Origin of the sequence: Streptomyces sp. SID5643 (assembly GCF_009872555.1) — a bacterium.
GTDB lineage: Bacteria > Actinomycetota > Actinomycetes > Streptomycetales > Streptomycetaceae > Streptomyces > Streptomyces iakyrus.
On the sequence record NZ_WWIC01000356.1, the window covers coordinates 1 to 25775 of the forward strand.

Annotated in this window: 23 protein-coding genes and 1 tRNA gene; 17 read left to right on the plus strand and 7 right to left on the minus strand. The window is 71.1% G+C overall.

Annotated features, from left to right (window positions below):
* Positions 1-347: ATP-binding cassette domain-containing protein (locus GTY56_RS37640; RefSeq protein WP_161369751.1), on the minus strand; the 347-nt coding region annotated here is incomplete at its 3' end.
* A gap of 470 nt (positions 348-817) precedes the next feature.
* Here GTY56_RS37640 and GTY56_RS37645 point away from each other — a divergent pair.
* The 5 genes from GTY56_RS37645 (at position 818) to GTY56_RS37665 (ending at position 5584) form a co-directional block, all read left to right on the plus strand.
* Positions 818-2311, plus strand: coding sequence for an MFS transporter (locus GTY56_RS37645; protein WP_161369752.1), 1494 nt, complete (start codon positions 818-820; stop codon positions 2309-2311).
* 22 nt (positions 2312-2333) lie between these two features.
* On the plus strand, positions 2334-2843 hold the full coding sequence (locus GTY56_RS37650) for a GNAT family N-acetyltransferase (protein WP_161369753.1): 510 nt from the start codon (positions 2334-2336) through the stop codon (positions 2841-2843).
* 187 nt (positions 2844-3030) lie between these two features.
* Positions 3031-3333, plus strand: a complete 303-nt coding sequence (locus GTY56_RS37655) for a hypothetical protein (RefSeq protein ID WP_161369754.1) — start codon at positions 3031-3033, stop codon at positions 3331-3333.
* Positions 3334-3524: 191 nt separating this feature from the next.
* The gene (locus GTY56_RS37660; RefSeq protein ID WP_161369755.1) at positions 3525-3974 is read left to right on the plus strand and encodes a DUF485 domain-containing protein; all 450 of its coding nucleotides are present in this window, start codon (positions 3525-3527) and stop codon (positions 3972-3974) included.
* Positions 3975-4003: 29 nt separating this feature from the next.
* Positions 4004-5584, plus strand: a complete 1581-nt coding sequence (locus GTY56_RS37665; protein ID WP_202511277.1) for a sodium/solute symporter — start codon at positions 4004-4006, stop codon at positions 5582-5584.
* Between the two features lie 125 nt (positions 5585-5709).
* Here GTY56_RS37665 and GTY56_RS37670 read toward each other — a convergent pair whose 3' ends face one another.
* From GTY56_RS37670 to GTY56_RS37685, 4 genes are all read right to left on the minus strand, one after another.
* A complete protein-coding gene (locus tag GTY56_RS37670) occupies positions 5710-6594 on the minus strand; it encodes a cellulose-binding protein (RefSeq protein ID WP_161369757.1) in 885 nt (294 codons plus the stop codon).
* A gap of 150 nt (positions 6595-6744) precedes the next feature.
* Positions 6745-7206: a carboxymuconolactone decarboxylase family protein gene (locus tag GTY56_RS37675; protein WP_161369758.1), complete on the minus strand. Its 462-nt coding sequence runs from the start codon at positions 7204-7206 to the stop codon at positions 6745-6747.
* Between the two features lie 177 nt (positions 7207-7383).
* Positions 7384-10401 (minus strand): SUKH-4 family immunity protein, encoded by a 3018-nt coding sequence (locus GTY56_RS37680; protein WP_161369759.1) that lies wholly within the window; start codon positions 10399-10401, stop codon positions 7384-7386.
* An 8-nt stretch (positions 10402-10409) separates the two neighbouring features.
* Entirely contained in the window at positions 10410-11414 is a 1005-nt protein-coding gene (locus GTY56_RS37685; protein WP_161369760.1) for an SMI1/KNR4 family protein, read from the minus strand.
* A 397-nt stretch (positions 11415-11811) separates the two neighbouring features.
* On the opposite strand from GTY56_RS37685, the gene GTY56_RS37690 reads away from it, so the two are divergent.
* Positions 11812-12414, plus strand: a complete 603-nt coding sequence (locus GTY56_RS37690; protein WP_161369761.1) for a YwqJ-related putative deaminase — start codon at positions 11812-11814, stop codon at positions 12412-12414.
* Positions 12415-12496: 82 nt separating this feature from the next.
* Complete coding sequence (locus tag GTY56_RS37695) at positions 12497-12991, plus strand: SUKH-3 domain-containing protein (protein WP_161369762.1); 495 nt, start codon at positions 12497-12499, stop codon at positions 12989-12991.
* Between the two features lie 21 nt (positions 12992-13012).
* Here the strand turns inward: GTY56_RS37695 and GTY56_RS37700 are convergent, their stop codons facing one another.
* A complete protein-coding gene (locus GTY56_RS37700; RefSeq protein WP_161369763.1) occupies positions 13013-14311 on the minus strand; it encodes a sensor histidine kinase in 1299 nt (432 codons plus the stop codon).
* A gap of 168 nt (positions 14312-14479) precedes the next feature.
* Between GTY56_RS37700 and GTY56_RS37705 the strand changes: the two genes are divergently transcribed.
* The 8 genes from GTY56_RS37705 (at position 14480) to GTY56_RS37740 (ending at position 20958) form a co-directional block, all read left to right on the plus strand.
* Positions 14480-15340, plus strand: coding sequence for a hypothetical protein (locus GTY56_RS37705; RefSeq protein ID WP_161369764.1), 861 nt, complete (start codon positions 14480-14482; stop codon positions 15338-15340).
* Positions 15341-15354: 14 nt separating this feature from the next.
* Positions 15355-15427: transfer RNA gene (locus GTY56_RS37710), tRNA-Gln, on the plus strand.
* A 134-nt stretch (positions 15428-15561) separates the two neighbouring features.
* Positions 15562-17010 (plus strand): bifunctional UDP-N-acetylglucosamine diphosphorylase/glucosamine-1-phosphate N-acetyltransferase GlmU, encoded by a 1449-nt coding sequence (gene glmU, locus GTY56_RS37715; protein WP_161369765.1) that lies wholly within the window; start codon positions 15562-15564, stop codon positions 17008-17010.
* 135 nt (positions 17011-17145) lie between these two features.
* Positions 17146-18126 carry a ribose-phosphate diphosphokinase gene (locus GTY56_RS37720; protein WP_033312075.1) on the plus strand — a complete coding sequence of 327 codons (981 nt, stop codon included), beginning with the start codon at positions 17146-17148 and terminating at the stop codon, positions 18124-18126.
* Between the two features lie 187 nt (positions 18127-18313).
* Positions 18314-18910 carry a 50S ribosomal protein L25/general stress protein Ctc gene (locus tag GTY56_RS37725; protein WP_161369766.1) on the plus strand — a complete coding sequence of 199 codons (597 nt, stop codon included), beginning with the start codon at positions 18314-18316 and terminating at the stop codon, positions 18908-18910.
* A 69-nt stretch (positions 18911-18979) separates the two neighbouring features.
* Positions 18980-19582: an aminoacyl-tRNA hydrolase gene (gene pth, locus GTY56_RS37730; RefSeq protein ID WP_033312077.1), complete on the plus strand. Its 603-nt coding sequence runs from the start codon at positions 18980-18982 to the stop codon at positions 19580-19582.
* Between the two features lie 42 nt (positions 19583-19624).
* Complete coding sequence (locus GTY56_RS37735) at positions 19625-20128, plus strand: hypothetical protein (RefSeq protein WP_202511268.1); 504 nt, start codon at positions 19625-19627, stop codon at positions 20126-20128.
* Between the two features lie 137 nt (positions 20129-20265).
* On the plus strand, positions 20266-20958 hold the full coding sequence (locus GTY56_RS37740) for an LPXTG cell wall anchor domain-containing protein (protein WP_161369767.1): 693 nt from the start codon (positions 20266-20268) through the stop codon (positions 20956-20958).
* 66 nt (positions 20959-21024) lie between these two features.
* Here GTY56_RS37740 and ppc read toward each other — a convergent pair whose 3' ends face one another.
* Positions 21025-23757 (minus strand): phosphoenolpyruvate carboxylase, encoded by a 2733-nt coding sequence (gene ppc, locus GTY56_RS37745; protein WP_161369768.1) that lies wholly within the window; start codon positions 23755-23757, stop codon positions 21025-21027.
* Between the two features lie 294 nt (positions 23758-24051).
* Here ppc and GTY56_RS37750 point away from each other — a divergent pair, with 294 nt between their 5' ends.
* Together GTY56_RS37750 and GTY56_RS37755 are read left to right on the plus strand one after the other, a co-directional pair.
* On the plus strand, positions 24052-25065 hold the full coding sequence (locus tag GTY56_RS37750) for an acyl-CoA desaturase (protein ID WP_161369769.1): 1014 nt from the start codon (positions 24052-24054) through the stop codon (positions 25063-25065).
* A complete protein-coding gene (locus tag GTY56_RS37755) occupies positions 25062-25739 on the plus strand; it encodes a TetR/AcrR family transcriptional regulator (RefSeq protein WP_033312080.1) in 678 nt (225 codons plus the stop codon). The genes GTY56_RS37750 and GTY56_RS37755 overlap by 4 nt, the downstream gene beginning before the upstream one ends.
* Positions 25740-25775 lie beyond the last annotated feature (36 nt).

The window sequence follows — 25775 nt, forward strand, 5'->3', positions numbered from 1 at the left end:
GTCGGCAGCAGGTTGAACGCCTGGAAGATGAACCCGATCCGGTCCCGGCGCAGCCGCGTGAGCTTCTTGTCCTTCAGACCGGTGATCTCGGTCTCGTCGAGGTAGATCTGGCCGCCCGTCACGGTGTCGAGCCCGGCCAGGCAGTGCATGAGGGTGGACTTGCCGGATCCCGAGGGACCCATGATCGCGGTGAACTGGCCGCGTGCGATGTCCACGTCGACGTGGTCGAGGGCGACGACGCGGGTCTCACCGGATCCGTACGCCTTCACGACCTGCCGCGCCCGCGCGGCAACGGCCGTACGCCCTCCAGTACCCCCGTGCCTGGGAATGGTCACAGCCGAAGTCACGGTATGTCTCCTATATCGGTCAGCAAATGGTGAAGGCGGTCGCCCGGCCGGCAGCCGCTGTGCGCGGTGCCGGACCTGGAACCGGTCCGACGTGTTTCAGTCTCGCGGCGGGGAGGGGTCCCGCGCCCTGGTGTTCAGCGCAGTCTTTTGCTGTGGAAAACCCCACCCCCGCCGGTGTGCCAAGCGCCCCCCCCGGCGGCGTAAAGCCAGGTTAAGGACGGGCCCCTGCGCGTCTCGTCCTCCGCCGGTACGAACCCTCCCCAGGTCGTAGTACGGAGGTACCCCTAGGGGCAGTCCACCGAAGGGCGGAGTCCGTCTCAGGGTCGGCTCCACCCGTGGGCTCACTCAGGCTCCACCCTCCCGCTGCGTCAGGGTCAAGTGGGAAGCTGTCCGCGGCAGGTAGGTGCAAGGGACAGGCATGAGCGACGGGCCCGGGGCGAGGGTGCGGCCGGGCGAGGGGGAGGACCCGGGTGGGCAGCACCAGTTCCGCGGAACGTGAGGCCGCACGACCCGCCGCGGCCGGCCGGCGCGGAGCCGTCGTCGCGGCGCTGATGCTGTCGATGGCCCTGGCGGCGCTGGACGCGACCATCGTCTCGACCGCCGTCCCGCAGATCGTCGGGGACCTCGGCGGTTTCTCCGTCTTCTCCTGGCTGTTCTCCGGCTACCTCCTGGCCGTGACCGTCACCCTGCCCCTCTACGGCAAGCTCTCCGACACCTTCGGCCGCAAGCCGGTCCTCATAGCGGGATCGGCGCTCTTCCTCCTCGGGTCACTGCTGTGCGCGCTGGCCTGGAACATGGGGGCGCTCATCGCCTTCCGCGTCGTGCAGGGCCTGGGCGGCGGCGCGCTCCAGGGCACGGTGCAGACACTCGCCGCCGACCTGTATCCGCTGAAGGACCGGCCGAAGATCCAGTCGAAGCTGTCGACGGTGTGGGCGCTCTCCGCGGTCGCCGGACCCGGTCTCGGCGGGGTGCTCGCCGCGTATGCGGACTGGCGCTGGATCTTCCTGATCAACCTGCCGATCGGCGCGCTCGCGCTGTGGCTGATCGTGCGTCACCTCCACGAGCCGGAGCGGGAAGCCGCCCCGCACGCGCGCGTGGACTGGGCGGGGGCCCTCGCGGTGTTCGCCTGCGGCGGCGCTTTCCTCACGGCCCTGGTGCAGGGCGGGGTGGCGTGGCCGTGGCTCTCGGCGCCCTCGCTGGCCCTGTTCGGTGCGGGACTCGCCCTGGTCGCGGTGGTGGTGCTGGTGGAGCGCCGGGCTGCGGAGCCGATCATCCCGGGCTGGGTGTGGCGGCGCCGTACGATCGCCGCGGTCAATCTGGCCCTGGGCGCGCTGGGCCTGCTGATGGTCGCGCCGTCGGTCTTCCTGCCCACCTACGCCCAGTCGGTGCTGGGCCTCGCGCCCGTGGCCGCCGGATTCGTGCTGTCCGTCTGGACGTTGAGCTGGCCGGTGTCGGCGGCGCTGAGCCAGCACGTGTACCGCAGGATCGGTTTCCGCAACACGGCGATGCTGGGCATCGGCACGGCCTCACTGATCCTGTTCGCGTTCCCCTTCCTGCCCTACCCCGGGCAGGCCTGGCAGCCGGCCGTGCTGATGCTGCTGCTCGGCGCCGCGCTGGGCCTGTTCCAGCTGCCGCTCATCGTCGGTGTGCAGTCGACGGTGGGATGGGCGGAGCGCGGTACGACGACCGCGTCCGTGTTGTTCTGCCGCCAGACCGGCCAGACGATCGGCGCGGCGGTGTTCGGCGCGGTCGCCAACGGGGTGCTGGCCGCGCGGCTGGGCGGGGCGGGCGACCTCGACTCGGTGACGCGGGCACTCGACTCGGGCAGCGCGCCGGAGGCGACCCGGCGGGCCATCGCCGACGCGGTGCACGCGGTCTATCTGGGGGCGGCGTGCGCGGCGGCCCTGGCGTTCCTGGTGCTGCTGTTCCTCGCGCCCCGGAAATTCCCCGTACTGAAGGACTGAGCGTGTCCGTATCCTCGCGCCCATGGTGACCCTGGAGCCCCTGCGGGCGGAACACGCGGACGCGCTGCTGGCCTTCGAGCGGGAGAACCGGGCGTACTTCGCCCGCACGGTGCCGGACCGCGGGGACGCCTTCTTCACGGCGGCCGGGTTCGCTGCACGGCTTCGGGCGCTCCTCGACGAGCAGCACGCGCGCGTGTGCCGCTTCCACGTAGTCCTCGGAGAGGACGGCGAGCTGATCGGCCGGGTGAACCTGATGGACCTGGTGGACGGCAGCGCCGAACTCGGCTACCGCGTCGGCGAACAGGCCGCCGGACGGGGCGTGGCGACGGCGGCCGTGGCACAGGTGTGCCGGCTGGCTGCGACCGACTACGGTCTGACGTCCCTGACCGCGGTCACGACCCTGGACAACCCGGCTTCCCTGAAGGTCCTCGCCCGCAGCGGCTTCGTCCGGGTGGAGAACATCACGGTGGACGGACGCCCGGGGGTCCGCCACGAGCGCCGGCACCTCGACGCCGCCCCCGACACCCCCTAGGGCACGCCCCCCACCCGTTTCCGGGTTCGGACACTCTTGCGGGTGACACGGAGTGACGGGCCGTGCGTGTCTGCTGGTGGCATGGACTTCAACAGGCGCACGGCGATGGCAGCGGGACTCTGGGCGTTGGTCGCGGGCAGCGGCGGCACGGCACGGGCGGCCGCGCCCATGACGGTGACGGTGCAGGGTGACGCGCTCGCAGCCGCACCGGTACGAATCGCAGCCCGTCCGGGGCGACCTGTCCCGGCTGGACGTGGGGACGGTCGAACTGCGGGACGGCACCAGCACCGTGCGGGCCGGCCAAGGGCAGGGCCGGACATGCACACGCGTGCCGGCCGGCGGGAGGGCCGGCGGGAGGGCCGGGGTCAACTTCACCATCCTCGCGGGCAGTTCGCTTCCGCGCCGGATCGACCGGCGACCGGCCTTCGGGGCGACGGCCGACGACCACGCCGAAGTACCCGCGACCGTGGCGCTGATCCACCGCGGCTGACGCGCCGCGGACCCCGGAAAGACGGGTTAACGCGGGTAACACCCGAGGTCGGAAAGGTAAGCGCATACCGACCGATCAGTTTGCAGAAACCCTCGCGCTGGACCCCTACTCCGAAGTAGCGTGCGTGGCTCCCGCCCCCCACCTCCCTGCGGCCCGCCGCACCGGATCCCACCCTCGCAAGGAGTACCGGGATGTCCTACGACCCGTCCCCGTCCTACCCGTACCGACCACCCGAACCACGCCCGTCCCACGACCCGTACACGTACGACACCTATCCCTGGGCCCCTCAGGAGGCACCCGAGCCGGCCGGACGGCGTCCCCAGCGCCACGCCGCGCTCGGACACCACAGCGACCTGCGGGTGTTGCGCAGCGCCTACCGCTGGCAGCGGCGCGTGGCCACGCTCACGGCGCTGGGCTACTTCGTCCTGTTCCTCATCCTGTCGGCGTTCGCACCCTCGTTCATGACGAGCACCGTCACCGACGGCGTGCCCACCGGCCTGCTGCTGGCGCTCGTCCAGGTCCCCGTGACCTGGCTCGCGGTCGCCCTGTACGAGCAGACGGCCCGCCGTCGCGTCGACCCGATCGCGGACCGGATACGCAGGCACGCCGAACTGGACGCGAAGCGGGAGGGTGCACGGTGAACACCGTCTTCAGCGGCAACGCCCAGGCGATGTCCCTCGTCGGCTTCTCCGCCGTCGCCACGATCACGCTGCTGCTGTGCGTGATGACCGGCCCGGACCGGGACGACCTGGACGAGTTCTACACCGGCTACAGCTCCCTGTCCCCCATGCGCAACGGCCTGGCGATCGCCGGTGACTACATCTCCGCCGCGACCGTCCTCGGCACCGGCGGGGTCATCGCCCTGTTCGGCTACGACGGGATCGTGCTGGCGCTGAGCACGGCCCTGTCCCTCATGCTGCTGATGTTCCTGCTGGCCGAACCGCTGCGCAACGCGGGCCGGTTCACCATGGGCGACGCCCTGACCCGCCGGATGCCGGGACGCGCCGTCCGTATCGCGGCCTGTGCGGTGACCCTGGCGGCGCTGGTGCCGCTGATGCTCGTCCAGCTGGCGGGGACCGGGCAGCTGATGGCGTTCATCCTCGGCTTTTCGGGCGAGTCGCTACAGACGGGCTGCATCATCGGCGTGGGCGCGCTGATGATCAGCTACGCGGCGATCGGCGGGATGAAGGGCACCGCCCTCATCCAGATCCTGAAGATCGTGATGCTGCTCGGCTCCGGCATGGTGGTCGCGGTACTGATCCTCAACCGGTTCGACTGGGACCCGGGAGCCCTGTTCGACGCGGCCGCCCGGAACAGCGGGGTGGGCTCGGCGTTCCTCTCCTCGGGCCTGCAGTTCGCGGGCGGCCCCAGCCCCGACCTGGACATGATCACCGCACAGCTGACGGTGGTCCTCGGCGGCGGCGTCCTGCCCCACGTCACGATGCGCATGTACACGGCCTCCAGTGCCCGGCAAGTGCGGCGCTCGATGTCCTGGGCGGTGTCGGGTGTGGCCCTGTTCGTACTGGTCATCACGGTCGTCGGCTTCGGCGCGACCGCGCTGATCGGGCGGGAGCTGATCGCGCAGGTCGACCCGCAGGGCAACACGGCCTATCTGCTGGGATCGCAGGCCGCGTTCGGGCGGGACGTGTCGTCGGCGGAGACGTTCCTATTCACCACCGTCACCACGGCGGTCTTCCTCACGCTGCTCGCCTCGGTCGCCGGCATGATCCTGGCCTGCGCCAACTCCCTCGCGCACGACGTGTTCGCGGCCCGGGTGCAGGAGATGTCGCCGCGGCGCGAGATGACCGTGGCCCGGCTGTCGGCGCTGGCCGTGGGCATCCCGGCGATCCTCCTGGCCACCCAGGTCCAGCACCGCAGTCTGCAACCACTGGTCACGCTGTCCTTCTGCCTGGGTGCCTCGGCCATCGCGCCCGCGCTGGTCTACAGCCTCTTCTGGCGCCGCTACACGCGAACGGGCCTGCTCAGCACCCTCATCGGCGGCTCCCTCGCCGTCCTGGTGCTGATGCCGGGCACCAACCTGGTCTCCGGCTCACCCGTCTCGGCCTTCCCGGAAGCCGACTTCAACTGGTTCCCGTTCACCACGACGGGCCTGCTCTCGATACCCCTGGGCTTCGCCTGCGGCTGGCTGGGCACGATCGCCTCCGGCCGCCGGAAGTCGGAGGAGCAGCGCCACCAGTACGAGGCGGTGGAGGGCTGGATCCTGGCGGGCGCGGTACGCAGGGACACCTGACGGGAACCCCGGGCGGGCAGGCCGGCCCGCCACGCATGCCCGCACACACGCACGCCGAGTGCCGCCCCCGGCACGGACAGCCGAAAGGGGCGGCACTCGTGACGGGCGGCAGGCCGCGGGCAGTGTCACTCCGCCGCTCGTTCCGCCCACGCCGTCAGGCCGGCGTGGACGCGGTCGATGTGGGCGAGGGCGTCGTCCCGCTGCCCGGCGTGCACGCGCAGGAGACGGTCCGTCTCCGCCTCCGCGGCCTCCACGTGCTCCCGCGCCCGGGCGACCAGCTCCGCCGCACGGGCGTGCGCCTCTTCCTCCAGGTCACGGGCGGAGTCCTCGGCGTCGGCGAAGGCCTGTTCGGCCTCCGCCAGTTCCGCCTCGGCGCGCGTCACCGCCTCGTCGTGGTGCGCGTCGAGGGCCGCTTCGCGGGCGGCCTCCTCCCGCTCCGCCTGCGCCCACCGCTCGGCACGTTCCTTGTCCTGCTCGGCCAGCATCCCGGAGGTGCGCTGCCGCATCTCCTGCAAGGCGGCCAGGGCCTCACCCCGGTCCTCCTGCGCCTCGCGCCGGGCCGTGCCCAGGGTCTCGTCGGCCTCGGCGTGCGCGCCGAGCAGCCGCTGCCGGGCACGCTCGTCGGCGTCGGCGCGCACGCTCCCGGCATGCGTCCGTGCGGACTCGCGCACGCCTGCTGCGGACACCCGCGCCCCGTCCACGAGTTCGCGCGCCTCTTCCCGCGCCCCCTCCCGTACGGCCGCCGCCTCCTGCTCGCCGAGTTCGAAGAGCCGGCGTGCCCGGTCGCCGAGCGTCTCGTAGTTCTGCTGGGCCGGCCGGGCCACGGCCTCGCGCAGCCGCGCCAGTTCCTCGTCCATCCGCCGGGCGAGCACCGTCAGGCGGGCTGCTCGCTCCCAGGCCGCGTCCCGGTCCGCGCAGAGGGCCCCGGCGTACTCGTCGACCTGCTCGGGACGGTAGCCGCGCCCCCGCACGGCCGTGAAGCCGTGCGGTGACGCCGTCGCGCTGCTCATCCGGACCCCTCTCCACCACATCGACGTGAAGTCGCGCCAGAAATGGGATGATTCAGCGCACATCTTGGTGGATCAGACGGAAGTGTTCGTAACGCGACACTCCGCTCGGAGCCCGGCGCCCGGCGCCCGCGGGGGAAAGGGCGGCGGCCGTCAGCCCCAGGTGGCGCCCGCGGGCTCCTGGATGGTCGTGTTGATGCGGTTGAACATGTTCGTGACCGAGACGGTGAGGATCAGCGCGGAGAGCTCCTTCTCGTCGAAGTGGTCGGCCACCTCGTCCCACAGCGCGTCCGATACCGACTCCCCCGAGAGGTCGGAGAGCCGCGTCATCGCCTCCGTCAGCTTCAGAGCCGCGCGCTCGGCGTCCGAGAAGAAGGGCGCGTGCCGCCAGGCGGCGACGGCCGCGATGCGCTCCTCGCTCACCCCGGCCTTGCGGAGATTGGCCACGTGCCCGTGCACGCAGGCACCGCAGCCGTTGATCTGGCTGGCGCGCAGCCCGACGATCTCCGCCACGTCCTGCGCCAGGCCGCTTTGCCCGATCGCCTGGAAGAGGGTGCCGATGCCCTTCATCGCGCCGGAAAGGACATACGCCGGGTTCGTCATCCGTGCCTGCATGATCTCTGCCTCCTGGGTCGGCGGTGCGTCGTGCGTCGCTGTCACTGCACTGACGGAGCGGCGCAGGGAGATGTGACAGCCCGACGCCAAGAACGTTCCGGCACGGGCATGAAAGAGCCGGGCCCGGTCGTACGAACGACCGGACCCGGCTCCTTGCGGCACCTCAGCGGCGACGGCTCACAGCAGTCCGTCCCACATCTGCTCCAGCAGCACCGACCACCAGCTCTCCGGCGAGCCCAGCGCCGCCGGGTCGAGCGCGGCCAGCTGGGCCTGGAAGTCGACGGTCCAGCGGCCCGCCTGCTCCTGGTTCAGCCCGAACCGCAGCCGCCACATCCGCCCGAGCAGCGCCAGGCAGCGGGCGAACTCCGGCAGCCCGGTGTTCACGAACTGCGGCGGCACGGGCGCCCCGCCCGGCCCCGCCTCCACCGGCACGGCGACGATGTTCGCCGTGCCGTACTGCACGCAGATCGCCTTGCCGAAGTCGCTGCCCATCACCAGGTAGGAACCGGCGTCCGAGGCCGGCTGCACACCGCGCTCGGCCGCCAGCTCCGCCAGCGTCGGAACGGGCCGCCCCGGCTGGGCCTGCGCCCAGAAGAACGGGCCCATGTCCATCGGCAGCCCGGCCGCCACCAGCGTGTGCGCCACCACCGGCGGCACGCCCTGCCGTGACACGGCGGCCTGTTCGAACCGGAACACTCCCGGCCCGAACGCGGCACCCAGCTCCTGCCCGATGGCCTCCGGCGGGATCGGAGGCACCGGCTGCACCGGCGGCAGCGGCGCCCGCACCGGAGCCGGACGCGCCGGGCCGTCCGCCACCTGGTGCAACTCGCCCTGGTGGGCCAGCAGCTGCTGCATGCCCTGCTGCCGGCTCGCGTGGTCGGTGCCGTACGGCGCGATGCTCGTGATGCGCGCCTGCGGCCACTGCTCCCGGATCATCCGCGCGCAGTACGCGCCCGGCAGCTCGCACGACTCCAGCTCGGTGTGCAGCTCCAGCACCTGGTCCGGGGGCACGTTCATGGCCCGCAGCTCGTGGAAGATCTGCCACTCCGGGTGCGGCGTGCCCGGCGCCGAACGCCGGATCAGCTGCTGCTCGGAACCGTCCTGCGCGCGGTAGCGCAGCACGGCCTGGTAACCGGGGCCCACGGTCGGCTGCCCGGTGGGCTGCTGCGGATAGCCGTACGCCGGCGGCTGCCCGGGGGCGGGCCCACCGGGCGGCGGCATCGCGCCCGGGGGCATCGCCCCCGGAGGCATGGCACCCGGGGGCATCGCACCGGGCGGCATACCCGGAGGCACCGCCCCCGGCACCCCGCCGTGCGGCACGGGCGGCGGGCCACCAGGCACGCCAGGTGCTCCCGGGGCACCGGGCGGCGCACCGGGTGCCTGCGGCGGCGGAGGCACGCCGGGGCCACCCGCCGGAGGCGTGGCCAGCATGGTCTCCGCGTGATGCACGGGACCCGGGACGCCGGGAGCACCCGGAGCACCAGGGGCACCGGGCGGCTGCGGCGCGCCGGGAGGGTGAGGAGCGCCCGGCGCTCCCGGAGGACCGGGCGGCTGCGGGGGCTGAGGCGCACCCGGGCCCGACCGGCCGGGGTCGGCAAACATCGTGGCGGCATGGTGGACGCCCCCCGCAGGCGTGCCACCAGGGGCACCGGGCGGCTGCGGCGCACCGGGGGGACCGGGCGGCTGCGGCGCGCCGGGCGCCCGTGGAGCACCCGTCGGCTGCTGCGGAGGCGGCGGCGTGCCCGGCCCCTGCGGAGACCCGGCCCCCGCAGAACTGCCCGTGCCGCTCGGGCCGCCCGGCGCACCGGGGCCCTGGGCACCGGGCCCTCCCGGCCCTCCCGGCCCGTCAGGACCCAGCGCCGACACGAGCTGCGTAGGCACGTAACCGCCCGCCGGAGTACCCGGAGCCCCGGGCCCCGACGGCGGCGGGGGCGTGCTGCCCGGCCGCGCTCCCGGCGCACCCGGAGCACCCGGCGGAGGCGGCGTGGTCGGACCCGTGCCCCGCCCACGCCCCGGCGGCGGAGCCGCCTTGCTGGTCGCGGCGTCGGCGATGTCCCCGGCGTTGGGCGCGAGCGGCCGCTCCGACGCACCCGGCCCGGCGGGACCGGCAGCACCGGCACCCGCTCCCTGCGGATAGCCGTACGGCTGCCCGCGCGGCACCGGCGGAGGCGTACTGCCCTGCGGCACCCCGCCGGGCGGCGTTCCCGGTACACCGGGCGCGGCGGCCGGACCCGGGGGAAAGCCGTGACCCGGGCCGCCCGCGGGGCCGGAGCCCGGAACGTCCGGACCGTCCACCGCCGGCGTCACCGCGGTCGGCGGAAGCTGACTGCCGCCCGACATCAGGGCCGTGTGCGCGTCGGGCGTCGACGAGGGCGGCTGCGTGGCACCGTCGGTCTCGCTCAGCGGCGGCGCGAAGACCGTCGCGGGCAGCGGTACGGAACGGTCGTCACCGGCATCGCCGTTGGTGTCCGTACCGGCCCAGGGCGTCGCCCCCTCCGGCACGCCCGGCGCGGCGGAAGCACCCGGACCGGCGGCCGAGCCCTCGCCCGCCTCCGGATCACTCCCCCCGGCGGCCGGCCACGCCGTACCGCTCCCCGGGGCGACGGGAGCCCCCTGGGCGGGAGTCGCACCGCCCCCGGCCGAGGCGCCAGAGGCGGACCCGGAATCGGAAGCCGACCCACCGGAAGAAACCGGACCACCGGCATGACCACCGGAAGCCGCGGGAGAAGCAGGAACCGAAGGAGACGCAGGAACCGAAGGAGACGCAGGAGCCGCAGGAACCGAACCCGCGTCACCGTCCCCCGCACCCCGCCGATCCGGAATCCCCAGCTTGTCCGCCGCATCCTGCAACCACTCCGGCGGAGTCAGCAGAAACGACGTCTGATTCAGATCCACCCGCGCGGCAGGCGCCGGTGCCGGCTCCTCCGCCGCGTCCGGACGGCCGTACTCCTCCTCGTACCGGCGGATCACCTCACCCACCGGCAGCCCGGGCCACAACGTCGCCTCACCGCTGTCCCGCGCGATCACCAGCCGCTGCGCTCCGCCGTCCGACCGCGGCCCGTCCGCCCGGTCCTCGGCCCACACCACGAACCCGAGGTCGAACTCCCGCACCCGCACCTCACGATGCTGGTACGCCGGGAGATCCCCGTTGATCCACTCTTCCGCGCGCTCCTGCGCCTGCGCGAAGGTCACCATCGCCGACCTCACTCCCCCACGGCCGAGGACGACGCCGCGCCCACCGCCACCACACGTGCGAACCCGCCGTCCACCATCAGGTTCGCCACCGTCTCCAACTCCGGCGGGTTGCCGGCCAGCCGCGACAGGAAGACATCGAAGTCGTCCCCGCACGGCAGCAGCAGCCGCTCCACCCGCTCCGCCGGCGGAACCGAGGGATCCACATCCCGCACGTCGTCGTACGCGCAGAACCACACGGACCCGATGCGCTCGCCCTTCACCTTCACGGCCAGCAGCCCGCCCTGGACGAAGGCGACCCCCAGATAGTCCTTGGTCAGATGGTCACGCAGACACTTGTTGACGTACACCAGGTCATTGACCGCCGCCTCGTCCCGCACCGTGAAGAACGGCTGGTCCACGAGCAGCCCCAGCTCCGCGTCCAGCGCGGCACCCACCGGCGCACAGCCGCCCGCCGCCTTCAGGAACGACCGGTACGCCCCCGGCAGCCGGTAGCCCAGGTCCTCCTCGACGCCCTGCACCTGCGACTCCGTCACCGCCACGCCCGACTTCGGCAGCCCGAAATGCGCCGGACGCGTCTCCTGCAACGGCCGCGTCCCCCGCTTGGAGTGGTCGACACCCGACGTCGCCACACCCCCGTGATGCCGCAGCAGCGCCTTCACCTCGACCGGCACCAGCTCCAGCCGCCGCGACCCCACGACGTGGTGCCACGTCCAGCCGTGCGGCGTCGCCACCGCCGGCACCGTGTCCCACAGCTCGTGCCCCGACGCCGACAACGCCGTGTTCGCCGACACGTAGTCCGTCAGCCGCAACTCGTCGACACCGAAACCCTCCGGCGGCTCCGCGATCTCCGCGGCCGCGCGCGCGTAAGCCGAGAAGTCGGGGTAACCATGCTCGTCGACCCGTACCCCTCTCGGGTGACGGGCCGCCCGGACCGGATCCGGGAAATGCACGACCTGCCCGGCGTAGGCCGCGTTCGGCGGCGCGGCTTGCTGCCCGAGCCGACCTGTCGTCATGGCGGTTGCCCCCTGCGGCACTCTGTACGACCCGTATTGACCACCCTTGGCGCACTACGACCCGTATCGACTGTCACGTCTTGTTTCTCGACTCCACTGCACCTCGGCGCACTTCACCGCACCTCACTGCACACCCCGACCCCGCGGATCACCCTCCGGTTCACTGCATCGAACCCCGAACGGATCACCGCATCGCCCGCGGTGCCGACAGCCTATGCGGTACGACGACACCGGTCACCGGCACCGGTCAGCGCCCCCTCCGCTTCCGTGACCAGCCGTCACCCCACCGTGACGGCACACCCCGCTCCGGGCGTGTCGCCGCGCCCCAGCTTCCGCACCAGCCACGGCATTTGGCAGTCTGTGACCCCCGGGGGGATGCACGGAGGGGAAGACGATCATGAACGCCACGCAGACGGGACCACACACCGGCCGGCCAGCCGACCCACGAAACAGCGACCCCAGAGGCGCAACCCGCGACACCGGCCCCCTGGCCGGCGACCCACGGACCGCCGACCCCCTGGGCGGCGACCCCCGCATCGGCTGGAGCACCACCGCATCAGCCCACACCCCCGCCCTGCGGCACCGCCGCGACGGCATCCTCCCCACCGTCGCCGCCGCCCTCTCCGTCCGCGGCGCCACCCTCACCGGCACCGCAGCCCGCGGCGACACACCCCCCGCCCTGCACCCCCTCGTCCAGGACTTCCTCGACACCCTCACCAGCGCCCAACGCGACCGCTTCACCGGCCGCTGCGCCGAAACCATCCTCATCTCCCGCCACATCGCCGCCGCCGACACCGCCCGCAGCAAACGCGCCGCGCGCAAACCCATGACCAACGGCGAGGCACGCAAAGCCCTCAAGCAGGCCAAACTCACCGCCCGACGCATCCGCGAGGACGGCGACCCCCTCCACGGCAGCTTCGCCACCCCCTGCCGCGCCTGCACCGCGCTCAGCGCCCACTTCGGGGTCCGCATAGTCGACCCGGCGTCCCAGAACGGCTGACGCCCACCCCCCCCCACCCCCGCACCACGCAGCACGGCGCACCCCCACGCGCGCCCCAAGACCTCGACGAGACGAAGGGCAGATGCACACCGACCGCACCTCCACCACCCGCTTCGCCGTACCCGTCGACGCCGCGCTGCGCGCCGCCGGCTGGCAACCCGGACGCTGGGACATCAAACAAGCCGAAATCTGGGCCGACACCCTGCGCGACCACGCCTCACCCGCAGGCCACCGCCACACCGTCTTCCCCGCCGCCGTCGAGGCCTGGGCCGAATTCGGCGGACTCCACATCACCCCCACCGGCCCCGGCCGCCAAGTCGCCCCCGCCAACCTCCACCTCGACCCGCTGCACGGCCTCCACATGGCCCGCACCCTCGCCGACCTCGGCCGCGCCCTCGGCACCGACGTCTGCCCCCTCGGCACCGAAACCGACAGCCAGGCCCTCCTCGCCATCGACACCGACGGCCGCGCCTACACCCTCGACCACACCGGCGACTGGTACCTCGGCCCCGACATCGACCACGCCCTGGCCACCCTCATCACCGGCGCCGAACCCGCCCGCCTCACCACAACCTGACCGAGCCCCGCCCAGATCGGGCTACGACGCCGGAATCACCGCCGACACCCGGAAACCCCCCGCATCCGTCGGCCCCGACACGAACACCCCACCCAGCGCCGACACCCGCTCCTTCATCCCCACCAGACCGTTCCCCCCCGACGGCAACCGCGCCGACGACGCCGCCTCCTCCGGCGGCTCGTTCTCCACCTGCATCGCGATCTCCGACACCCGATGCGCCAACCGCACATACGTCTTCGCCCCGGCCGCGTGCTTGTGGACGTTCGTCAACGCCTCCTGCACCACCCGATACGCCGTCTGCTCCACCAACGGCGCATACGACCGGACATCCCCCTCCACCGACAGCGCCACCACCATCCCCGCGGCAGCCGACTGCCCCACCAGCTCCTCGATCTCCGCCAGAGACGGCCCCTCGTCATCCGCCGCCCGCGAAGCCGCCGCCGCGGCAGCCACCCCCACCGCCACCAACGGCACCGACGCGGCAGACTCCCGCCGCCCCTCCCCGCCACTGCGCAGCACCCCGAGCATCTCCCGCAGCTCCGTCAGCGCCTGCCGCCCCATGTCCCCCACCAGCGCGGCATTCCGGACGGCCTTCTCCGGATCCTTCCGGGCAACGGCCTGAAGCGCGGCGGCATGCACCACCATCAGACTCACCCGATGCGCGACCACGTCGTGCATCTCCCGCGCGATCCGCGTCCGCTCCTCGTTCCGGGCCCACTCCGCCCGCTCCTCCGCCCGCTCCGCGAGCAACTGAAGCTCCCGCTCCAAGCTGTCCGCCCGCTCCCGCAAGCTCTCCATCAACCGCCGCCGCGCCCCCACGTACAGCCCGAGCAGCACCGGAGGCGCCGTGAAGCCCAGCGACATCGTGATCGCCGCGAAGGGCACGAACCAGTCCCCTATGTCCAGGTCCCCCCGCGACATGTCCTGCCGCGTCTTCACGAACGTCACGATCAGCGTCCCCACCAGCGACATCCCCGCCAGCGACGCGATGATCCGCCGGGGCAGCTCGGCCGCTGCCAGCGTGTACAGACCGACGACGCCCATCAGGAAGCCCATCTCGGCGGGCGTGATGGCGATCGACACCAGCACGACCGCGATCGGCCACCGCCGCCGCACGACCAGCACGGAACCAGCCAGCAACCCGAACACGACCCCCGCCGCCACCGGGATCCCCGCGTCCCGCGCGAACGGAATCCCCTCCAGCGCACACTCCAGCGCGGACACCACCGCCAGGCTCACATCGAACACGGCACTACGCCGCCTGGCCCACCACCAAGGCCCTCCCCGGGCCGTCACATGCTCTTCCCCCGTCGCGGTCATGCCTCCCAGCCTACGGGCGGCCACCGCCGGTTTTCCGGTGAGTTTCCCGGACTGGCCTACACCACACAGGGTGACCGTTCGGCTGCGAAACCACCCGATATCCCTCGAACTGCTGAATCGCTCACCGTTCGACCATGGAACCCGTCATTCCGCCCGGACGGTATGCGTATGACACATGCACCCGGCAAGTACGCGGACTTCGAAGGACTGCGGGAGAGGGCGGTGGCGCTACGCCGACAGGGCCTCAGCCTCCGCCAGATCCGCGACGAGCTGAAGATCTACAACAACGACATCCTCAACCAGCTGGTGAAGGGAGAACCGCCCCCGGCCTGGACGAAGCGTCCCCGGGCGAAGGACGACCTGAGGGAGAAGGCGAGGGAGCTGCGACTCCAGGGGTGGACCTACGACCAGATCGAAGTGGAGCTGGGGTGTTCGAGGAGTTCGGTGTCGCTTTGGGTGCGGGATCTGCCGAAGCCGGAGCCCCGTTACACGCCGGAGGAGCAACGCGCGCTGATGCAGGCGGGCCTCGCACGCCTCCGTGCCACACAGGACGAGGAGCGCCGACGAACCAGGGAGAGCGCACGGCAGGAAGCAGGCACGCTCACGGATCGGGAGCTGTTTCTGACGGGAGTCGCGCTGTACTGGGCCGAGGGTTCCAAGAGCAAGCCCTACGACAGGCGCGAGCGAGCCATCTTCGTCAACAGTGATCCCGGCGTGATCCGGGTCTACCTGGCCTGGCTGGACCTGCTCGGGGTGAGCCGGGAGCGCCTGCGCTTCCGGGTACTCATCCACGAATCGGCGGATGTGGACGCAGCCCATCGCCATTGGGCCGACATCGCGGGCGCCGAAGCGTCAGCCTTCGCCAAGCCGACCCTCAAGAAGCACAACCCAAAGACGGTCCGCAAGAACACCGGTGACGACTACCACGGGTGCCTGGTCGTCGCCGTGGCCCGAAGTGCCGAGCTGTACAACCGCATCGAGGGCTGGTGGAGCGGCATCGTTGCCCATGCCGAAGCACGTCTCCGGTAAGGTCTGAGGCGCTGTCCCCCGTGGTGTAACTGGCAGCACACTGGTTTTTGGTACCAGCAGGACAAGGTTCGAATCCTTGCGGGGGAGCCCACAGAACCGCTCACCTCAGTTCGGGTCCTGGCCGATCACCCCTCGGTCAGGACCCGCACCCATGCCCCCCACAAAACCCCCCGGTATCCTGCGGATGTCACCCCACCCCATCCACAGCCGAAGGGCATCCCGTGAGCGCCAACCGCCCGGCAGCCGTCGTCGTTCTCGCAGCGGGTGAGGGCACCCGTATGAAGTCGGCCACACCCAAGGTCCTGCACGAGCTCTGCGGCCGCAGTCTCGTGGGTCATGTGCTCGCCTCCGCCGGCGAGCTCCAGCCCGAGCACCTGGTCGTCGTGGTCGGCCACGCCCGTGAGAAGGTCACCGCCCACCTCGGCGAGATCGCCCCCGACGTCCGTACCGCCGTGCAGGCCGAGCAGAACGGCACCGGGCACGCCGTGCGGATGGGCCTGGAGGAGCTCGGCGGGTCCGTCGACGGGACCGTCGTGGTCGTGTGCGGGGACACTCCCCTGCTGACCGGCGCCACCCTGCGGGCCCTCGCCGACACCCACTCCGCCGACGGCAACGCGGTCACCGTGCTGACCGCCGAGGTGCCGGACGCGACGGGGTACGGGCGGATCGTCCGGGACGAGGCCACCGGTGCCGTCACGGCCATCGTGGAGCACAAGGACGCCACCGACGCGCAGCGGTCGATCCGTGAGATCAACTCGGGTGTGTTCGCCTTCGACGGCCCGCTGCTCGCCGACGCGCTGAAGAAGGTGCGGACGGACAACAGCCAGGGCGAGGAGTACCTGACCGATGTGCTCGGGATCCTGCGTGAGGCGGGGCACCGGGTGGGGGCGTCGGTGGCCGGTGATCATCGTGAGATCGCCGGGATCAACAATCGTGTGCAGCTCTCGGAGGCCCGGCGGATCCTCAACGACCGGTTGCTGACCGAGGCGATGCTCGCCGGTGTGACCGTCATCGATCCCGCGACGACGTTCGTGGACGTCACCGTCACGTTCGAGCAGGACGCCGTCGTTCACCCGGGCACCCAGTTGCTCGGCGCGACGCATCTCGGCGAGGGCGCGGAGGTCGGGCCCAACTCGCGGCTGACGGACACCCGTGTGGGTGCGGGTGCGCGGGTCGACAACACCGTGGCCATGGGCGCCGAGGTCGGCCCGCAGGCGACCGTGGGGCCGTACGCGTATCTGCGTCCGGGGACGCGGCTGGGCGCGAAGGGCAAGATCGGTACGTACGTGGAGACGAAGAACGCGTCGATCGGGGAGGGTACGAAGGTGCCGCACCTGTCGTACGTGGGTGACGCGACGATCGGTGAGCAGACCAACATCGGTGCGGCGAGCGTGTTCGTGAACTATGACGGGCAGGACAAGCACCACACGACGATCGGTTCGCACTGCCGGACGGGTTCGGACAACATGTTTGTGGCGCCTGTCACGGTGGGGGACGGTGCGTACACCGCTGCGGGGTCGGTGATCACGAAGGATGTGCCGCCCGGTTCGCTGGCCGTGGCCCGTGGTCAGCAGCGGAATATCGAGGGTTGGGTGGCTCGTAAGCGTCCGGGGAGCGCTGCCGCGAAGGCGGCGGAGGCGGCTTCCCGGGAGTCGGCCGGCGAGGGCTGACCGGAAACCGATGCCTCAAACACGGCGTACGGTGATAAGTGCACACCCGCACCCCCACCAGCTGAGACGGCCTCCGGCAAGCCGGCTGCGAGGTCTCTCGCCACCCAGCTGCGACACCTCTGAGGAGACAGTGCTGTGACCGGGATCAAGACGACCGGCGAGAAGAAGTTGATGTTCTTCTCCGGCCGCGCCCACCCCGAGCTTGCGGAGGAGGTCGCCCAACAGCTGGGTGTCGGGGTCGTCCCGACGAAGGCCTTCGACTTCGCCAATGGTGAGATCTATGTGCGTTATCAGGAGTCGGCGCGTGGTGCCGACTGTTTCCTGATTCAGAGCCACACGGCTCCGATCAACAAGTGGATCATGGAGCAGTTGATCATGATCGATGCGTTGAAGCGTGCGTCGGCCCGTTCCATCACGGTCATCGTGCCGTTCTACGGTTACGCGCGGCAGGACAAGAAGCACCGTGGGCGTGAACCGATTTCGGCGCGTCTGATCGCGGACATGATGAAGACCGCGGGTGCGGACCGGATCCTGACCGTGGATCTGCACACGGACCAGATCCAGGGTTTCTTCGACGGTCCGGTGGATCACCTGTTCGCGCTGCCGCTGCTGGCGGACTACGTGGGCCGGAAGGTGGACCGGGAGAAGCTGACGGTCGTGTCGCCGGACGCGGGCCGGGTGCGGGTCGCGGACCGCTGGTGTGACCGGCTGGGTGCGCCGCTGGCGATCGTGCACAAGCGGCGTGACAAGGATGTGGCGAATCAGGTCACCGTCCACGAGGTCGTGGGTGAGGTGAAGGGTCGCGTGTGTGTCCTGGTGGACGACATGATCGACACGGGTGGGACGATCTGTGCCGCGGCGGACGCGTTGTTCGCGCATGGTGCGGAGGACGTGATCGTGACGGCGACGCACGGTGTGCTGTCGGGTCCGGCTGCGGACCGGCTGAAGAACTCGCGGGTGAGTGAGTTCGTGTTCACGGACACGCTGCCGACGCCGGGTGAGCTGAGCCGGGATCTGGAGAAGATCTCGGTGCTGTCGATCGCGCCGACGATCGCGAGTGCGGTGCGTGAGGTGTTCGAGGACGGTTCGGTGACGAGCCTGTTCGACGAGCAGTAGGCGCCTGTGGTGGTGCTTGCGTAGATCCTTTTGGGTGCGGCCTCCCCTTCCGAGTAGACTGCTGAAGTTGCTCGGCGAGGGAGGCCGTTCCCGTTTGGGGATGCGGTGGTCCGTTATCGACGCGCTCTTCGTAGCAGGCCGTTCGTGGCCGGGTGACCACGTCCGTTTCTGACTTCGAGGAGTGACTATGTCCGAGGTGAAGATCTCCGCCGCGACGCGCACCGAGTTCGGCAAGGGTGCCGCGCGCCGTATCCGTCGTGAAGACAAGGTTCCGGGTGTCCTGTACGGGCACGGTTCGGACCCGATCCACCTGACGCTGCCGGGTCACGACCTGCTGATGGCGCTGCGTACGCCGAACGTGCTGATCGCGCTGGACATCGACGGCAAGTCGAACGAGCTGGCGATTCCGAAGTCGGTGCAGCGTGACCCGCTGAAGGGCTTCCTGGAGCACGTGGACCTGCTGCTGGTGAAGCGTGGCGAGCAGGTCACCGTCGAGATCCCGGTGCACACCGAGGGCGAGCTGGCCCCGGGTGGCTTCCTGCTGGAGCACGTGCTGAACGCGCTGCCGGTCGAGGCCGAGGCGACCCACATCCCGGAGTCGGTGACCGTCTCCGTCGAGGGTCTGGCGGCGGGTGACTCCATCCTGGCGAAGGACATCAAGCTGCCGAAGGGCACGAAGCTGAACGTCGAGGAGGACGCCGTCGTCCTTCAGGTGCTGGCCGCGCAGGCCGAGGAGGCCCCGGAGGGCGAGGAGGCCGCTGAGGAAGAGGCCGCCGAGGCCTGATCCTCTGCGTCGTCGTTTCGTCGGCCGCTGTTCCCGTGCGGGGCAGCGGCCGACGCGTATGAAGGAGACATGGACGTGACGACCGATGCCGCCGCTCCCTGGTTGATCGTGGGGCTGGGCAATCCGGGGCCGGAGTACGCGGGGAACCGGCACAACGTGGGTTTCATGGTGGCCGATCTGCTGGCGGACCGGGTCGGGGGGAGGTTCAAGCGGGCCGGGCGGGCGCAGGCGCAGGTCGTGGAGGGCCGGATCGGGCCGCCGGGGCCGTTGAACCGGCGGGTGGTGCTGGCGAAGCCGATGTCGTTCATGAATCTGTCGGGTGGGCCGGTGAACGCGCTGCGGGATTTCTACAAGGTGCCGGTGGCTCATGTGGTGGCGATTCATGATGAGTTGGACATCGATTACGGGGTGCTGCGGCTGAAGCTCGGTGGTGGCGACAACGGGCACAACGGGTTGAAGTCGATGACGAAGGCGTTCGGGGCGGATTATCACCGGGTGCGGTTCGGGATCGGGCGGCCGCCGGGGCGGATGCCGGTGGCGGATTTCGTGCTGAAGGACTTCTCGTCGGCGGAGCGCAAGGAGCTGGACTACTTCGTGGACCGCGCTGCGGACGCGGTGGAGTGTCTGGTGATCGAGGGGTTGGAGCGGGCGCAAAGCACGTACAACTCCTGACTTGTCCCCCGGCGAGGTTGACGGGTCGTTCAGGCATGGCCAATGATCCCGGCCATGCCTGCCCATGCCACCCCTTCGTCTCCGGCTTCGGCCGTCGTGTTGCGGTTCGGGCGGTTCGCGGCGATGGGTGCGGTGGCGGTGCTGATCCTGATCGCGGGTGTGTGGGCGTCGTGGGGTACGGCGCAGCACGTGATGCTGACGAAGGGCCGGGAGCGGGGCACGGTCGAGGTGGCGCGGTGCGGGTCCGATGCGTGCTGGGGGCGGTTCACGCCGTCGTCGGCGGGTGCGCAGCCGCGGTCGCGGGTGGTGCTGGAGAAGTCGGTCGCGGTGGAGAGCGGCCGGACCTACACGGTGGTCGTGAAGCCGGGCGGTGGCGAAGCGGTGCGTTCGGGCCCGGCGGGGGTGTTGCACGCGTGGGTGCCGCTGGGTGGTGCGCTGTTGCTGGCGTCCGTCGTGGTGGCGGGTGGTCTGTTGCGGACGCGGGCGGCGTGGGTGCTGGCGTTGTCGGGGGTGGCGTTGTTGACGGCGGCGTTCGTGACCGTCTGAGGGGTTGGGGCGTTCTCTCCTTCTGTGGAGGGACGAGCGTTGTGTGTTCGTGATTGACGTGTCGGCGGACGACGCTGGAAGCTGAGCCGCCCCCTCCACATCTTCCCGGTCACTTCTCGAAGATGGACTACCTCCCCATGCGAACCCTCTCTCGTCTCGGCGCTGTGTGCGCCGCTGCTTCCGCGGTCCTCGTGCTCGCTCCGGCCGCTCAGGCCAGTCCTCCCGGTGACAACGGGACGGTGAAGATCCATGACGCCTCGACGGGTGAGGAGCTGCGCCGTAACGAGCCGCACGTGTGCACGTTCTACCTGGATGCCTTCGGTTTCGACGGTGGTCAGGAGGTCGACTGGCGCATCGATGCGATCCCTCCGAGCGAGAACAAGGGGGAGACGGTGAAGTCCGGTGCGCTGACGCTGGACGCCGAGGGGCACGGCCGCAGTGCGGACCTGTCGCTGCCCGACGGGCACTACAAGCTGTTCTGGACCTTCGAGGGCGAGAAGGGTTCGGCCAAGCACAAGGTGTTCTGGACGGACTGTGAGGACGAGCAGGAGCCGGGTGGTGCGACGCCGTCCGGGTCGGCTTCGCCGTCGTCCTCGCCGGGGGCGTCCGAGGCGCCGTCGGGTGAGCCGGGTGGGTCGGCGTCGCCGAGTTCGTCGGTGGGCGGGGGTGTGCCGGCGTCCGCGTCACCGTCTCCGCAGGGTGGTACGGACGGTGACCTCGCCGAGACGGGCAATGGGGCCCCGGTGGGTGTGCTGTCGGGTGTCGCGGCGGCGCTGCTGGCGGCGGGCGGTTTCCTGGTGGTCCGGCGCCGGCGGGCCGGCCGCGGCTGACGTACGGCATGAGCGTGCCCCCGAACCTGTGCGAGGTTCGGGGGCACGGTCGTGTGCGGGGCCGGTTCAGCCGGTGTTGCGCAGGCCGGCCGCCACGCCGTTGACGGTGAGGAGCAGGGCACGGGCGAGGAGCGGGTCGGGCTGTTCGCCGGCGGCGGCCGCGTCGCGCTGCCGCTTGAGCAGGGCGACCTGGAGGTAGGAGATGGGGTCGAGGTAGGCGTCGCGGATGGTGAAGGTCTGCTTCAGTACGGGTGCGGCGTCGAGGAGTTCGGTTTCGCCGGTGACGCGCAGGACCTCGCGGATGGTCAGTTCGTGTTCGGCCTTGATGGTGTCGAAGACGTGCTTGAGCTCGTCGGGGACGAGGGTGTCGACGTAGTGCTGGGCGATCCGCAGGTCGGTCTTGGCCAGGGTCATCTCGACGTTGGAGATGAAGTTGCGGAAGAAGTGCCACTGCTGGTGCATCTCGTCGAGGACGGTGTCGAGGCCGGCCTCGCGCAGGGCCTTGAGGCCGGATCCGACGCCGAACCAGCCGGGGACGATCTGCCGGGACTGGGTCCAGCCGAAGACCCAGGGGATGGCGCGCAGGCCGTCGAGCGAGACGCCGGAGCCGGGGCGGCGGGAGGGCCGGGAGCCCAGGTGCAGGTCGGCGAGCTGGTCCACCGGTGTCGACGCGAGGAAGTACGTCGGCAGGTCGGGGTCCTCGACGAGGCGGCGGTAGGCGGCGTGGGCGGCGTCGGAGACGACGTCCATCGCGGCGTCCCAGCGGGCGAGGGCCTCGTCGGACTGGCGGGGTGCGGTGTGCAGGGCGGACGCCTGGAGGGTGGCCGCGACGGTCAGCTCCAGGTTTTCCCGGGCCAGGGAGGGGATGAGGTACTTGTCGGAGATGACCTCGCCCTGCTCGGTGACCTTGATCTCGCCCTCCAGGGTGCCCCAGGGCTGGGCGAGGATGGCGTCGTGGGTGGGGCCGCCGCCGCGGCCGACGGTGCCGCCGCGGCCGTGGAAGAGGCGCAGGCGTACGCCGTAGCGGTGGGCGACGTCGCGCAGGCGGCGCTGGGCGCGGTGGATCTCCCACTGGCTGGTGGTGATGCCGCCGAACTTGGAGGAGTCGGAGTAGCCGAGCATGACCTCCTGGACGTCCCCGCGCAGGGCGACGAGGCGCCGGTAGGAGGGGTCGGAGAGCATGTCTTCGAGGATGGTGTCGGCGGCCTTGAGTTCGTCCGTGGTCTCCAGCAGCGGGACGATGCCGATCTTGGCCCAGCCGGCGTGCAGGTCGATGAGGCCGGCTTCGCGGGCGAGGACGGCGGCGGCGAAGACGTCGTCGGCGCCCTGGCACATGGAGATGATGTAGGACTCGATGACCTCGGGTCCGAAGACCTCCAGGGCGCGCTTGACGGTGCCGAAGACGCCGAAGGTCTTCTCGCCGGGTGCGTCGACGGGGGCCGGGGTGGGCGCGAGCGGCCTGCGGGACCTGAGCTCCTTGGCGAGGAGCTTGGCGCGGTAGTCGCGGGGCATGTCGGCGTAGCGCCAGGATTCCTCGCCGAGCCGGTCGAAGAGCTGGCCGAGGGCGTGGTGGTGGGCGTCGGCGTGTTCGCGGACGTCCATGGTGGCGAGCTGGAGGCCGAAGGCGGCGAGGGTGCGGATGGTGCGGGCGAGGCGGCCGTCGGCGAAGAGGCCGCCGCGGTGCTCGCGCAGGGAGCGCTGGATGATCCGCAGGTCGTCGAGGAGTTCGCTGGTGCCGAGGTAGTCGCGGCCCTCGCGGTGGGCGGTGCCCTTGGCGAGGCGCTTCTTGGTGTTCTCCAGCTTCTGCCGGATGCAGGTGGCCTTGAGCCGGTAGGGCTCTTCGGCGTTGAGGCGCTTGTAGCGGGGGCTGATCTCGGGGAGGTTCTCCAGGTCGGCCTGGAGGGAGGTCAGCAGTTCCTCGGTGGCACCGGCGTAGCGGATGGAGTTGGAGAGGAAGCCGCGGAGCTCGTCGATGGTCTCCAGGGCGTCGTTGATGCCGTGTTCGTGCTGGAGGATCAGGACGTCCCAGGTCACCTGGGGGGTGACGTTGGGGTTGCCGTCGCGGTCGCCGCCGATCCAGGTGCCGAAGGTGAGGGGTCGGGTGTCGTCGGGGAGCTTGACGCCGGCGCGCTCCAGCTCGGCGGTGAGGTCTTCCAGGACGTCGCCGACGGCGCCCGCGTGCAGCTCGTCGAGGTAGTAGATGGCGTTGCGGGCCTCGTCGGCGGGTTCGGGGCGCACCACGCGCAGTTCGTCGGTCTGCCAGACGAGGTCGATGTTCTCGGCGAGGCGGGTGTCCAGGCGGCGCCGGTCGGATTCGATGACCGGGGTCTCCAGGAGCGCGGCGATGCGCCGGAGCTTGTTGAGGACGGAGCGGCGGGCGGCCTCGGTGGGGTGGGCCGTGAAGACGGGGCGGACGTTGAGGTTGCGGACCGTCTCGCGCAGGTGTTCGGGGTCGGCGTCCTTGAGCCGGTCGGCCGTACGGGCGAGGAGTCCGCCCTCGGCGGCGCGGCGGGCGCGCAGCTCGCGGCCGCGGTGGACCTGCTCGGTGACGTTGGCGAGGTGGAAGTAGGTGGAGAAGGCGCGGACCAGCTTGGCCGCGGTGTCGAGTTCGGTGCCGCGCAGCAGCTCGGCGGCGGCCTCGCCGTCCTCTCGGGTGAGGCGGCGGACCTTTTCGACGAGTTCCAGCAGCTCGGGGCCCTCCTGGCGGACGAGGGTCTCGCCGAGGAGGTCGCCCAAGCGGCGGATGTCGGCACGCAGCTCGCTGCTCGTCGTCGTGGTCTGGTCGTCGGCACTGCTCACAGGTGCGGCTCCTTGCAGTGTTGAAGCTCGTCTGGGAGGGGAACCCGGACGGCGTCTCGCGCGGCGGGGCGCCGCATACGGTCCGGACATCCGGGAGGAAATCAGAGCGGACCGCGCTGTCCGACCGACTCCAGGATAGGTGTCGGCCGGGACGCGCAGGTTCTTGGGCTCTTGCCGCCGGGCGACGCACTGCCATACTTACGATGCCGTAGGTTACGGACCCGTAGGAAGCACGTCACGGTTCGCGTGCCCCGGCCACTCCCTCTTCGTCCACATACCCCCCAGGGGACGCGTATGACCAGTAGCTCCGACGTGATCGACACCGCCGCAGAGGCGCCCGGTCAGGCCACCGACGCCGCATCCGCCACGCTGGGCGGCGAGAAGAAGCGGTCCATCGAGCAGATCGCCCTGCTCCTCTTCATCACCGTCCCGTTCGTCGCCCTGCTGGCGGCGGTTCCGCTGGCGTGGGGCTGGGGGGTGAGCTGGCTGGACCTGGGTCTGCTGGTCTTCTTCTACTACCTGGGGTGCCACGGCATCACGATCGGCTTCCACCGTCACTTCACCCACGGGTCCTTCAAGGCCAAGCGGCCGCTGAAGATCGCGTTGGCGATCGCGGGGTCGATGGCGGTCGAGGGTCCGCTGGTGCGCTGGGTGGCCGATCACCGCAAGCACCACAAGTTCTCCGACGCGGAAGGTGACCCGCACTCGCCGTGGCGGTTCGGGGAGACCCTTCCGGCACTGATGAAGGGCCTGTGGTGGGCGCACATCGGATGGATGTTCGATGAGGAGCAGACGTCGCAGGAGAAGTACGCGCCGGATCTGATCAAGGACAAGACGCTCCGCGCCATCTCCCGTCAGTTCGTCTGGTGGACGGTGCTGTCACTGGCGCTGCCGCCGCTGATCGGCGGTCTGGTCACGATGTCCTGGTGGGGCGCGTTCACCGGGTTCTTCTGGGGTTCGCTCGTCCGGGTGGCCCTGCTGCACCACGTGACCTGGTCGATCAACTCGATCTGCCACGCGGTGGGCAAGCGGCCCTTCAAGTCGCGCGACCGTTCGGGCAACGTGTGGTGGCTGGCGGTCCTGTCGTGCGGCGAGTCCTGGCACAACCTGCACCACGCCGACCCGACCTCGGCGCGGCACGGCGTGATGCGCGGCCAGCTGGACTCGTCCGCCCGGCTGATCCGCTGGTTCGAGAGGGCGGGCTGGGCGTACGACGTGCGCTGGCCGTCACGCTCCCGTATCGATTCGCGCCGTAACACCGGGGAAGGCGGCTCCCCGCGCGGGAAGGAGCCCGTCGAGGCGGCATGATGGTCGCTGTGGCGACCGACTCGAGCAGCACCCCAGGCAATGACAAGCCGCGGCGAGCGCGTCGCACCCGGATGACCGGTGCCGAGCGCCGTCAGCAGTTGCTGGAGATCGGTCGCACGCTCTTCGCGGCGAAGGGGTTCGAGGGCACGTCGGTGGAGGAGATCGCGGCGAAGGCCGGGGTCTCGAAGCCGGTGGTGTACGAGCACTTCGGCGGCAAGGAAGGGCTGTACGCGGTCGTCGTGGACCGGGAGATGCGGCGCCTGCTGGACATGGTGACCAGCTCGCTCACGGCCGGTCACCCCCGCGAACTGTGCGAACAGGCGGCTTTCGCCCTGCTGGACTACATCGAGGAGTACACGGACGGGTTCCGCATCCTGGTCCGGGACTCTCCCATCCCCCAGTCGACGGGTACCTTCGCCTCGCTGATCTCGGACATCGCCACCCAGGTGGAGGACATCCTGGGCCGCGAGTTCAAGAGCCGCGGCTTCGACCCCAAGCTGGCGCCGCTGTACGCCCAGGCACTGGTCGGCATGGTCGCCCTGACCGGCCAGTGGTGGCTGGACGTGCGCAGGCCGAAGAAGGCCGAGGTGGCCGCGCACCTGGTGAACCTGGCGTGGCACGGCCTGGACGGGATAGAGGCCAAGCCGCACCTGATAGGACGCCGCAAGGCCTGACCCTCCCTTGTGTTGTCGCACCACCCCGCCTGCGTG